This is a genomic window from Trichodesmium erythraeum IMS101, from assembly GCF_000014265.1.
Lineage (GTDB): Bacteria > Cyanobacteriota > Cyanobacteriia > Cyanobacteriales > Microcoleaceae > Trichodesmium > Trichodesmium erythraeum.
On record NC_008312.1, the window covers coordinates 2,237,253 to 2,249,782 of the forward strand.

The following is a 12,530-nucleotide window of genomic DNA, read 5'->3' on the forward strand; positions in this document are numbered from 1 at the left end:
AGGGGTACTTCTTGAAATTGAATATTAATGGTTGCAACAAAAAGTTACTTATGCTGGTATTAGAGGGTATCTATAAATAAAACCTTAAGGGACAAGACCATTTAGTTTTAGTAGAATTATAGCAATTAGAGGATACCATTGATAATTTCTTGTAACTCTACTATTTGCTTTCTCCCTCGTAATTCTGATTTTACCACAGTTAGGATGGGAGCTATTGTTTCCTAGTGACGATCGCTTAGGTCTGTGGAATAGGTTTTGGGAGTCATATACTCTAATTTTTAATATCTGGTTATTTCTATCTTCTTGCTTTTACCCCCTTTATTATTTGATTTTAATTTTTTTTAACAGGTATCTTCTTAAACAAAAGAGTTGTTGGGAATTAAGCCTAAAAAATGCCTAAAACCAAAAACAAGTTTAGGCTAAAGGGTGCTCTTGAGAATGAAAAAAACTAAAAAGCTTATAGAGTAAACTTTTGAGAATTTAAAATTTTCCCACACCCAACAAATCTAGTATTCATCAAGTTCTATAAGCTTAATTTTTTTAAGCGATCGCCTCTTAACTTACCTACTCCCCAAATAATCTTCCTACCGAAGCCTCCAGAACCCTAAACACCAAAGGTATAACTACCCCCTGACTCAAAATTTCTTGCGACTCATAACCGGCATCAGTAGGAGAAGAAAAAAATTCGAACTTTGTGCTCTGACAAATTAATTATCCAATATTCTTGAATACCTTCCACAATATAAATCTTCTTCTGTTTTTCTTTAAAAGTACTACCAACGGGTAAAGATGATGAGTAGGTAAAAAATAGTGAAAGACTTACTTGTCTCCATTGCAATACTAATCTAATAATATAGTTTCGCTAATATATTTATGAATAAAAACCAGAAGTGAGTGACTTAAGATTATTAGATCATGTTCAAGAATATACAAATCATAAAAATCAGTTAACAAAAGAATATGTAGTAGTTTTTATATCATATAATATTATGTTTATGCCACAGAAAAGCATCTAGTAATTTACCCTGAGATTGTAATATTTTATAACTACGGGGTTTGGTCTCCAAAAATGAGTAAAAATAGGATTAATATGACCAAAATTATAGAGTTTTTTTTACCAATTATTTCATATTACTATCTAAAAATATCGTTTTAAGCTTCTGGCTTTAGCAGTAGACAATAAAAGTGAAAAAATATTTTTTTCCCTTAAAATGATAGGATTAAGACATTATTTATTTTTCAAAAATAATGAATAATCGGATATTTTTAATCAAAATAATTCTCATAATTTGTGTTAAATAGAACACAGTAAAATAAGTTTTTTTATTGTAAGAAAATATAACTTTATTTACCGGATAAATTTTTGCTGGTGATGGATTGTTATGATAGTCTATTGTAATTATTGGAGTCAAAAACAAGAGCAGTGGGGGCATCTTGGAACCATATTAGGTTTTTTTAATCCCTACTATTGCGGGAAAAGAAATACTAAACTTTTATATTTTCCTTATTATTTTAACAGGAACTTTTGCTATATAATAATATAGATATTTATAGTTGCTTACCAAGGAGAAATCAATATGAAAAATCAAGATTGGTTTTTGACTGGAGACGGTCAATGTCAACCTTGTAAAACTGTCAATGACTGGAAGTTATTAAGAGAAAATTATAGGCTATATCGATTTTTAACAGAACTTGAAGATACTTTGAAAGATAGTATAGATGAAGTTAGTTGTTTACCAAAAATTCGACTGTTAGTCCGACAATTTATTACTAATTCATACTGGTTGCAAACTCAAGAGCCAGAACCTTGTGAAAAAACAGGGATATCTGTTACTTTGTTGTATGATGAGTTAGGTTTTCCCCTCACAGTACAAACAGTAAAATTTATGCCAGGAACAATTTCAACAATTCATAATCATGGTACTTGGGGAATAATTGCTGTATTAAAAGGTAAAGAAAAAAATACTTTTTGGAAACGTAGTCCTGACCAAAAAAATAAATATAAAATTGAACTAGTTGGAGAGCAAGTATTACAACCTGGAGATTTAATTAGTCTGAGTTCTGATGCTATTCATAGTGTAGAAGTAGTTGGAGATGAACCTACATTCACTTTTAATCTCTATGGAGAAACAAAATCTTCTGAAAGGTTTGAATTTGACCCAGTTGCTCAAACTGCGAAAAAGTTCTGAGCAAGAAAGAAAGAAGAATAAAAATTTACTTTGGTTTTAATTCCTAAGACTAATATCATGGCAGAGTATTGAATAAATAGAGGTTAAAAGTATTAAAAATATTGTATTATTACATCTTTTCACTTTCTTTTTTTAACTTTTAACTTTTAACTTTTAACTTTTAACTTTTGACCTATAAAATAATGTCTAATCCTTTACTTTCTCTCAACTATGAACCTGCCATTCAAGCTTTAGGCGGTGACTATTATGATGAGGTACTTTCTGCTGAATTTCCACAACATATTTTGCGATTTCGTAATGATCAATTACTCCCTAAAATAGGACTAAATTCTCAAGATGTTAAGGATGAGCATTTTATTGAAGCTTTTGGTAAGTTTCATTGTGTTAGGCCTTTTTTAGCTCTACGTTATCACGGTTATCAATTTGGTGAATATAACCCTTACTTGGGAGATGGTAGGGGTTTTCTTTATGGTCAAGTGCGTGGGGTAGACGATGAATTATATGATTTTGGTACTAAGGGTTCGGGTAGAACCCCTTATTCTCGCAGTGCTGATGGTAGACTTACTCTCAAAGGAGGGGTACGCGAGGTTTTAGCTGCTGAAATTTTGCACCGTCATGGGGTTCGTACTTCTCGATGTCTAAGTTTGATTGAAACTGGGGAAGGGTTATGGCGTGGGGATGAACCTTCTCCTACTCGCTCGTCGGTGATGGTGCGTTTTAGTCGTTCTCATATTCGCTTTGGAACTTTTGAAAGACTTCATTTTTATAAGCGCCCAGATTTAACGAAAAAACTATTAAACCATGTAATTAATTGTTATTATTCTAATCTGAAAAAAGAGAATATTTCCCAAAAGGATCCGTTTCAAGATTGCTATTTTTTATTCTACTTAGAATTAGTAAAAAGAATTGCAAAATTAGTTGCTCAATGGATGGCTGCTGGATTTTGTCATGGTGTATTAAATACAGATAATATGTCAATTACTGGAGAAAGTTTTGATTATGGTCCATACTCTTTTATTCCCACATATAATCCTAAATTTACAGCAGCTTATTTTGATTATTCTGGTCTTTATCGTTATAGTCATCAACCATTAGTTTGTAAGTCAAATTTACAACTACTTCAAGAAGCATTAGCTGCAGTTATTGACCGGAAGAATATGAGGTCAGCCTTAGAAAAATTTGATGATTTTTATCTACATGAATATCGACAATTAATGATGAGGAGACTAGGGTTTAAAAAGTTAGCTGAAGCCGATGCAGATAAGTTACTTCAGCTAACCATAAAAATGCTCACAGACTCTCAGGTTGGATACCACGATTTCTTTTTGGAATTAAGACAAAAATTTTCTCCCGAATGGCGTGATGATATTAGTCAGATTTTTGCTGATTTTGAACAGCCAGAATTAATTGATCCGTGGCGACAATATTATTATCATCTTTTGCAGACTTATTCTGATAATGAATTAGAGGAAATGACGGAAAGGTTACAACAATATAATCCACAACAAAGTTTAATTAGACCTGTCATTGAGTCAGTCTGGGAAGCAATTACACTAGAGGATAATTGGCAGCCATTTTATGATTTATTACAGCAAATATATGATTGAATAAAGAAGAAGTAAAGAGGAAGAAGGAAGAACTAGTAAATTTTGAAAAAAAGGGAAAAATAATAGATATCTTATTAATTAGCCATAATAAAAATGCTTTTCTTTTTCTAATTGCTCCCAAGTCCAAATTTCCAATTCTCAATTCCCTAAAGTTTTTCCACAGTGAATATTCAAAGAGACATAATATAAAATGAATTGGAGGAGCACTTGTTGTAGCATTCTTTTTTCAATGGTTGTATTATAGCATATTGAAAGTATGTGAAGTCAAAATATTAATTACCAAGTATTTATAGTGCCGGCCTCTTGCTCATTACTGCTGTACCTTACTGAAAATTAAGAGTTTAATACAAATTCCTATTTACTAATGCTTTACTGAAATAAAGCTTTAGTTATTAAGTAATTAACATAAAGGGAATAAATGTTTTCTCACGGGGTGACAAGCTAGTTGAAAGCTATATATAGAAAGGAATTTGTGTTCGGGAACTGAAGAATATTTCAACAAAAAGAAAACGCTTATTGGACTGGGAAGGGGTGTAGTGCGAGCGCAGAGCGCTCGCACTACACCCCCTACCCATGGTTGATTATTTATTCATTAAAACATTAAAAAAAACTGTTAAAAATATGATAAAAAAGGGTTAATAATTACAAAAAAAAAAGAAGAAAAAGTGAATATATTAGGCTTTTATCAAGACCATATTAAGCAAAAGTTGAGTCCATCTCAAGTAGTAACATTACAAATATTATTATACTTAATTTCAGTACATAAAACTGTACAAATATCAAAGCTAACCAATTATTTTCAGCTACCAATTAAATCAGAAAGTAAGCGAAAACTTATGCGAAAGATTTTTAACCCTAAAGGAATTAAGTTTACCTATATTTTGGTTCCCTTTAGTCAAAATAATGGTAAAAAATCTCTTCAGCTTTACCTCAGAGTTAGTGTTGATTTTAGACCGCACTCAGTGGCAAAATATTAATATTTTAATGATAACTGTAGCTTGGAAAAAGACAGCTTTACCTATATATTGGAAGATTTTATCTCATAAAGGAGCTAGTAATTTAACCGAACAAAAATCAGTAATTCGCCCTGTATTAAAATTATTGAAAGCACACAAAATAATTCTCACAGCACCCTAGAATTCCACAGTATTTTCCTGTGCCATTGGTTGAAAGAATATAAAAAAAAAGACGTATATTTTGTCTTAAGACAAAAAAAATCAACTATGATAAAACGAGGGAGAAAATATTGTCAACTCTCAGAGTTAAAAGTAAATATCGGTGAATCCCAACTATTATTGAATCAAAAAATTACCAAAATTTTGAAGGTAGGAACATATAATTTACTTGTATATAAAAGACAGAAATATCGTCACAATTCTGTTTCAGAGAAATGGTATATTCTCTCCAATTTATCATAGTAATGTGGAAAAGTTAAAAAAATATATAGCCAGAGAATGGCTATAGAAGCCATGTTTAAGGATTATAAAACTGGTGGTTATAATCTAGAATCAGCAAAAGCCAACGAAACTAGACTTAATAATCTAATTTTATTAATAGCTATTTCATACACAGTTAGTTCATTTAAAGGACAAGAAATTAAAAACAAAGGAGTTCAAGAATATATATCAAGAACTAATGAAAGAGGTAGAAAAGAAAGAAGAAACAGTAGTTTTTGCTTAGGGTTATCTAGTATTTATTGGGCAATAAATGATGATTTAATGTGGAAATTAGTAGAAAATTTAATGAGCCTTAATCCTCATAAATTACTATATTATCGCAGGGGAATAAAAGCGATGAATAAAGTGGTTAATTAGACTGTAATTTTTGATTAAAAATTAATTAATAAAGTTAAGTTTTTTCATGATATTATTCTACTGCACAACTTGAATTATTATTCAACCCAGTTAGGGGGTGTAGTGCGAGCGCTCTGCGCTCGCACTACACCCCCTTCCCAGTCCAATAAGGATTTTTTTTTATTGAATTATTCCTCAGCTCCTGAAGGTAAATCCCTTTATATATATAGCTTTCAACTGGCTTGTCACCCCGTGAGAAATGTTTTACACGATTAAAGCCTTAGAATTATGTTAATTTTATAAATGTTTAAGTGGGGACGTTCTATAGAACATCTCTACTTACTTTCCCTCCAGGGAGTGGTTAGGAGTGAGTCCCGGACTCAAAATACTAATTAGAAAAATTGTTGAGAAATGGTGTAATTCTGAATTATGCTACACATAGCGATCGCCACATAAGGACAGAATAATTATTATAATTCAGTTACCAGGGCAGCTCATAAATTTTCGCAAGAGTTCTGAGTGCTGAGTTCTCATTTCAGCTATAAGTGAGCGATCGCTACGTAACCACAGAATAATTATTATAATTCAGCCCAGCTATCAGAGCAGCTCATAAATTTTCGCACATCTAAAAATTTGAGCCTATTAACTTCTGAGTTCTGAGTTCTGAGTTCTGAGTTCTGAGTTCTCAGTTCTGAGTTCTGAGTTCTGAGTTCTCAGTTCTCAGTTCTCAGTTCTCAGTTCATAAATTTTCCCACCTGTGAAATTTGAGTCTATTAAATTAGAACTTCTGACTTAAACTATATAGGTCGATCGCTACACAAGCACAGAATAATTGTTCTGTTGAATATCAAAATTAACATTGTAATATGGGTCTCCCAGATCCATATCAATTTGCCATTTATCTAACAACAACATATAATCAAGCATATCATAATTTTCCTGTCTATGTTTCTCTAATTTATTATTAATTAAAACACTGCGAGGAGTAAACATAATTCGCTTACCTTTTTTCCGTAACTTCAAACACAAATCAACATCCTGATAATCACAGAAAAAATGTTCATTAAAACCACCTACCAATTCAAAATTTTCACGACTCACCATCAAACATTTTCTACTTACAGCAGACACCTCTCTTGCACAAACTAAAGAACCTGCATAACCATCATCATTAGTAGCAAAACCTCGCATCACATAGTTAACTTTTCCCAACTTTCCTAACACAATACCTGCGTCTTCAACAGTTCCGTCAGGTAAAACCAAAAACCCTCCCACAGCACCAATATCAGATTGTTCTGCATAATATAAAAGATGTGTTTGCCAATCTTCAACTGTAGGTTCCAAATTAGTATTCAGAAAAACAAAATATTCACCCTTAGCAGTTTTTGCAGCTAAATTATAAGCACAAGAATAATTAAATTTACCAGATAAACTTAAAACCTTCACAGCAGGATTTTGGATTAAATTATCTGTTCCATTGCCACTAATTAAAATTACTTCATTTTCAGGATAACTAGAAACAGATAATAAATTTTCCAACCATTGATTGAGATTTTCCGAAATATTAGGAATAGCAATAATCAAACTAATTAAAGGATAATTATTTCTTGGCAAAGGATGAATATTTACCCGATGTCTACCCAAACCAGGTTCCGCCTTTGCTGCTAAACCAATTCTTTCCAAATGAGTATTAACAGCAGCCTGTTGTAATTTTTCAATATCTGCTTTAGCATCAGCATCTCCCGAAATACTTCCTTTCACTTGTCGCCAATGATAAAGATGTTTAGAAATATGAGCAATTTTATTAGTTTGCTCGGAAACTCGTAACATAAACTCATAATCTTGTACCCCATCAAATTCACTCTTAAAACCTCCAACAGCCACAGCTATTTCTCGACGTAAACATAATAAATGACCGACATACATTACACCACGAAAATATTCGGGGGACCAGTCAGGTTTAAAGAATGGATGAGTATAATTTAACCCAGAAAAATCAATTTTATCTTCATCAGAATAAACCACATCAAATCCTTCTGCCAGTTTAGACAAACTATTTTCTAAAGCTGTCGGTGCTAGAGTATCATCATGGTCTAATAAACAAATAAATTCTCCCGTAGCCATTTTTAATGCCTTATTTGTCGCAGCACTAATACCACCATTATCTTCTGACAATATAACTTTAATTCTCGACTCTTTTTCTGCTAAACCTGCCAGAACATTTTTAATTTCTAGCTGTTTTGATCCATCATCAACAATACACCATTCCCAGTCAGGAATAGATTGGTTGAGAACACTCAAAACTGTTTCTACAAACCAATCTAAAGAAGAATTCCAAGTAGGGGTAAGGATACTAATAGAAGGTTGAGAAAAATCTCTTTTTCCTTCTATTGAAATTACTAGATTAATAATTTCCCAGAACTTTTCGACTGTTACTCCTGATAAACCCAATAATTCTTGTTTTTGTTTTTTAGGGTTTCCCGGCAAATTCACATTTACTTCTGCTAGTTTTTTATCAGTAATTTTGTCTTCCAACCCAGGCAAATTATTAATTTCTGCCACTGGTTTAGCAGGAGTTTTTTCTGCTAAACTCAACAATTTTTTATCTTGCTTGACAGGAAATAGATTTTGAGTTGGAGTATTTGTATTTCTAGATTTGAACTTTTCCAAATCTGCTTGAATTTCTTGAATCTCTGTTTGTGATTTTTCCAAATCTGCCGTTATTTCTGTCAGTAACAGAGAAATAGAAGAGGTAGCTGTAGGAATTATTTCCACACTTTTTTCTGGCTTTTCAATTTTCAATTCTGACTTCTTTTCTTCCTCCTCATTTCCTGTTTTTTCTTCCTTCTGAATATCAATTAAAGTAGCTGTAGGAATTATTTCCACAATTTCTTCTGGCTTTTCAATTTTCAATTCTGACTTCTTTTCTTCCTCCTCATTTCCTGTTTTTTCTTCCTTCTGAATATCAATTAAAGTAGCTGTAGGAATTATTTCCACAATTTCTTCTGGCTTTTCAATTTTCAATTCTAACTTCTGACTTGTAACCTCTGAATTCTTTTCTTCCTCCTCATTTCCTATTTCTTCTTCCTTCTGAATATCAAATTCTGATTTATGAGTTATGGGTTCTAACTTTCTGATTTCTGACTTCTCAAGGATCAACATATCCAGATAACTTTTACAACCTACTCTTCCACACCAAGAACCATAAAATTTTCCCAAGACATCAAAACCAGAATTATTAACCCACTTCAACAATAAAGACTCCAGAAAACCCATACCTTTTTCTGGTGCATTTAGGTCTTTAGTAAAACCTTCTTGAAGTCGATGAATAAGAGGTTGAGAACTTTTACCTTTAGAAATTAACTTTTCTGACTCATGGTTAACTAAGAAACAATTAAATAGCAGACGACCACCTGGTTTTACAACTCGATAAACTTCATCTAAATAATTACGAATTTCACTCCCACCCACCTGAGTAAACCTAGAACTAATAAATACAAAATCAAAGCTTTTTGCATAATAAGGAAGTGGTAAATATGAATCTATCTGACGGAAGTTGCAATGAGGTTTTTGAGTAGTAATATTTTGTTGCGCCCAAGATATTAATTCCTCAGAAAAATCAAATCCTTCATAACGTCCTGGAGATTGCAAATAATAGGAAAGACCATAAGCTATATTCCCAATTCCACAACCAATCTCTAAAACTTCAGCAGTTGGTTGAAGAGCTACCCTTTGGATAAAATCACCTAAAAATTTAAAGCTTCTGGGAATAAAATTTTTTGCTCCCCCATCTATATATTTATCATTAGGAATAGGTAGGGATGGTTGAAATAATTTAAATAGAATATTTCCCTCTTTTCCTGAGAATATTGGAGTTAGAACAATCAAAGAATTTTGACAATTTTTAAGTTGTGCTTGAGAGAGAGAAATTTCCAGACGAAACCTAGAATTTCCAGCATTATTAAGTTGAGGGCGAACTTTTGCTACATCTGGACTAGGTAAACCTAATTCTTGCACAAAAGAAGTAAATTTTTGACCGCCAATAACAACCTTAAAATCCTCTACAGAACCAAATTTAACCGAACCTACCCAACCAGATACTACTAATTTTTGATTATCAATTCCTACCTTTTCTAAATAACCAAAAGAATCAACCACTATTGAGGTAACAAATTTATCAATTGCAGAATATTGCTCAGAATATTGTTGATTTTCAACTTCTGACTTTTGACTTTGACTAAGAGGTTGACCTGCCGTATTAATAGCTTCAATTGATTCTATACAATTTGATTGTTTTGAAAGTATAGGATCTTCAGGAAAAGTACCTTGTTTAGGGATATCTAAAGTCTTAGATAAAACTCCAACTTGATCATCTTTAAAGATAGGAATTAAATCAATCTGATAATTTTGGAATTGTGAAACTTGTTCTGAATTTAGAGATACTTTGATATGGAATCTAGCATGATGAGAATTATGAAGATTAGAGTGTATTTTTTTGACATCTGGACTAGGAATACCAGTCTTTAGTTCAAAACTGTTTATTTCTATAGCATCAAAAGTAACTTTAAAGTTTTCCAAAAAACCATTATTAATATCAGCAACCCAACCTTTAATAGATAATTCATTTTTATTTGTAAATTCTACTTTTTCCAGATATCCAGTTTCAGAAATAAGTTTAATATCCGGCATTTTCCGATCCGGAGATTGGTTGATAATTTCTGGCTTAGTAGCGATCGCTTCTGGAGACAAATCAAAATTTTCCTTCAGATTTTTCCGGAGCAATACTATATTTTGATTACCTCTAATTCCCCCCGGAAAATAATCAACTATTTCAAATAAATTAACCCACTTATTTCTGACATATTCTTCTGTCTGAAGCGTAATTCCATACCAATCTGGAAAGACATTTTTATATGCTGAAGATGGCATATGTATTAATCCTAATTCTACTAATTTAGGTGCCATTTCAATAGCTTCCTTAGGACTTCTTAGTTGGCGAGTTGTTATTAGTACAACACCCCCTGGTTTAGTAATTCTTTCCAATTCTTGCAACCATTTCAACTGCATTTCCTCATTAATATCAGTAAATACTGAGATGAGATAAATAAAATCAAATTGATTATCTTCATAAGGCAAAGGTGGCAATGCTTGGTTAACATTAAACTTAGCAAACTTAATATTTTTTTGACACCATGATATAGCTTCAGTATCAGTATCTGTAGCGTATAGAGAAGTAGAATCACTTTCTGAACTATACCAAATAATTACCCGTCCACAACCACAACCAAAATCCAATACTGATTTAAATTCACTAAAATTTTTACCAATTTTCTGGAGTGCCGTTCTTATATCTATACTTATTTGTCTACCTACCTCTAAAAAAGCACTAATTTCAGAGTCTCCATGAACTCGCGTGACTAAATTTTTTAGTGGAAATGATATAGATTTGCCATCAGGTAAAACTAGATGAGGGGCAACATTCTTATCCTGATTAATAACTTTATAGTTAACAGCTTTATCCCGTCCATCAACAGGAGAAATTACTTTAAGAAGCGGCAAACCTTTACGCCCCTGAAAAAAGGGAGTTAAAGCTACAACAGAGCCTATAAACTCTTCAATTTGTGTTTGAGATAAAGTTACTAATAAGTGAAAACGAGCAACTTCAGCACTGTCTAAATGGGGAAAAGTTTTTTTAACATCAGGACTTGAGAGACCCAAAAATTGTTCAAAATTTATTAACTTTTGACCTGCCACAGTAACTTCAAAACTATCTACAAGACCAGAATTAAATGAAGCTGCCCAACCAGACAAATTTAACTGTTGATTCTTAATTTCTGCAACTTCCAAATTTCCTACCGTTGCTACAGTTTTATATTTTTGTAGAGGTGAACTTATAAAACTTAATTTTTTCCTAGGAGTTTTTCGTAAATTCAAAGCAGCTTCATAAAGCTCCATATCTTGACTATTAGCTACTGCTAATTCATCCATTAACTTTTTATCTGACAAGACTTTCTTTTGAAACTCAATATATTCTGGATAGGGATTTCTATTTTGATAAATCACCTCATAATCACACCATCCAAAAATACTTTTCAGTTCCAGTAAATCCTCAGCAAAATGTTCTGTAATTCCTATAAAATCAAAATAATCTAAAGACTTAGCATTTACACAGTAAGCCATCAAATTACTATTACCTTGAGCAAACTTTAATAAACTCTCTTTATTTAAATGATCTTGAGTAGGATTAGACATGTGGCGAAAACAATAATCAGAAATTAACCTGTGTATCGGTTCTCTTAACCATGTAATTCTGTAAGCATTAGGAAATAATTTGTCATACTTACCTGCCCGAAAATGACCCTCAATAACTTTAGTTTGCCAATGAATAGTAGCCGGCATATTATCTTCAAACATATTAGTTTTATCAGTAAGAACTCCTTGAGTTCCATAAACCTGTAATAAAACCTGTCTAAAAGCAGTTCCAGCAGCTTTTGGTACATGAACAGAAATCAATTCTACTTGGGGAGTAGTAGTTGGTAAATCATTAGTTTCTGATGTTTTTAATAAAGAAGATAAAGCAGGAGTAACACCATTTAATAGAGGTTCTCCTTCACGATTTTTTACTAAAGGAATTAAAATAATCAGAGAATCTTTAAATTCTTGTTGCTGCTGTTTATTCATTGGCAACCTAATAATAAACCGAGCATTATCAGCAGCAGAAATATTAGGATGTGCTTTTTTTACTCCAGGACTAGGAATACCTTGAGTTAATCTAAATTCTGTTAATTGTTTACTGTCAAATAAAACCTTAAAATTAGTTACCATTTCAGATTCAAATGACAGAACCCATCCACTTAAACAAACAGTTTCATTTTCTATTGCTAGTTGGTCTAAAAATCCAGTAGTTGCTGCTAGTTGTTGAGGTTGTTTATCTGCCATTT

The 12,530-nt window shown here is 32.1% G+C and carries 5 protein-coding genes; 4 read left to right on the forward strand and 1 reads right to left on the reverse strand.

What is annotated here, in order from left to right:
• Window positions 1-1,577: 1,577 nt before the first annotated feature.
• The 4 genes from TERY_RS06835 to TERY_RS30165 all read left to right on the forward strand — a co-directional run bounded on the left by TERY_RS06835 (window position 1,578) and on the right by TERY_RS30165 (window position 5,610).
• Entirely contained in the window at window positions 1,578-2,189 is a 612-nt protein-coding gene (locus TERY_RS06835; protein WP_011611141.1) for a cupin, read from the forward strand.
• A 182-nt stretch (window positions 2,190-2,371) separates the two neighbouring features.
• On the forward strand, window positions 2,372-3,796 hold the full coding sequence (locus tag TERY_RS06840) for a protein adenylyltransferase SelO (RefSeq protein WP_011611142.1): 1,425 nt from the start codon (window positions 2,372-2,374) through the stop codon (window positions 3,794-3,796).
• A gap of 903 nt (window positions 3,797-4,699) precedes the next feature.
• Window positions 4,700-4,933 carry a hypothetical protein gene (locus tag TERY_RS30160; protein ID WP_011611143.1) on the forward strand — a complete coding sequence of 78 codons (234 nt, stop codon included), beginning with the start codon at window positions 4,700-4,702 and terminating at the stop codon, window positions 4,931-4,933.
• A gap of 317 nt (window positions 4,934-5,250) precedes the next feature.
• Complete coding sequence (locus TERY_RS30165; protein ID WP_011611144.1) at window positions 5,251-5,610, forward strand: hypothetical protein; 360 nt, start codon at window positions 5,251-5,253, stop codon at window positions 5,608-5,610.
• Between the two features lie 792 nt (window positions 5,611-6,402).
• On the opposite strand, the gene TERY_RS06855 is transcribed toward TERY_RS30165, so the two are convergent.
• On the reverse strand, window positions 6,403-12,528 hold the full coding sequence (locus TERY_RS06855; protein WP_196797237.1) for a glycosyltransferase: 6,126 nt from the start codon (window positions 12,526-12,528) through the stop codon (window positions 6,403-6,405).
• Between the last annotated feature and the right edge of the window lie 2 nt (window positions 12,529-12,530).

Coding starts and splice junctions, on each gene's coding strand:
- TERY_RS06835 (WP_011611141.1), top strand. CDS start 1,578: ATGAAAAATCAAGATTGGTTTTTGACTGGAGACGGTCAATGTCAACCT.
- TERY_RS06840 (WP_011611142.1), top strand. CDS start 2,372: ATGTCTAATCCTTTACTTTCTCTCAACTATGAACCTGCCATTCAAGCT.
- TERY_RS30160 (WP_011611143.1), top strand. CDS start 4,700: ATGGTAAAAAATCTCTTCAGCTTTACCTCAGAGTTAGTGTTGATTTTA.
- TERY_RS30165 (WP_011611144.1), top strand. CDS start 5,251: ATGGCTATAGAAGCCATGTTTAAGGATTATAAAACTGGTGGTTATAAT.
- TERY_RS06855 (WP_196797237.1), bottom strand. CDS start 12,528: ATGGCAGATAAACAACCTCAACAACTAGCAGCAACTACTGGATTTTTA.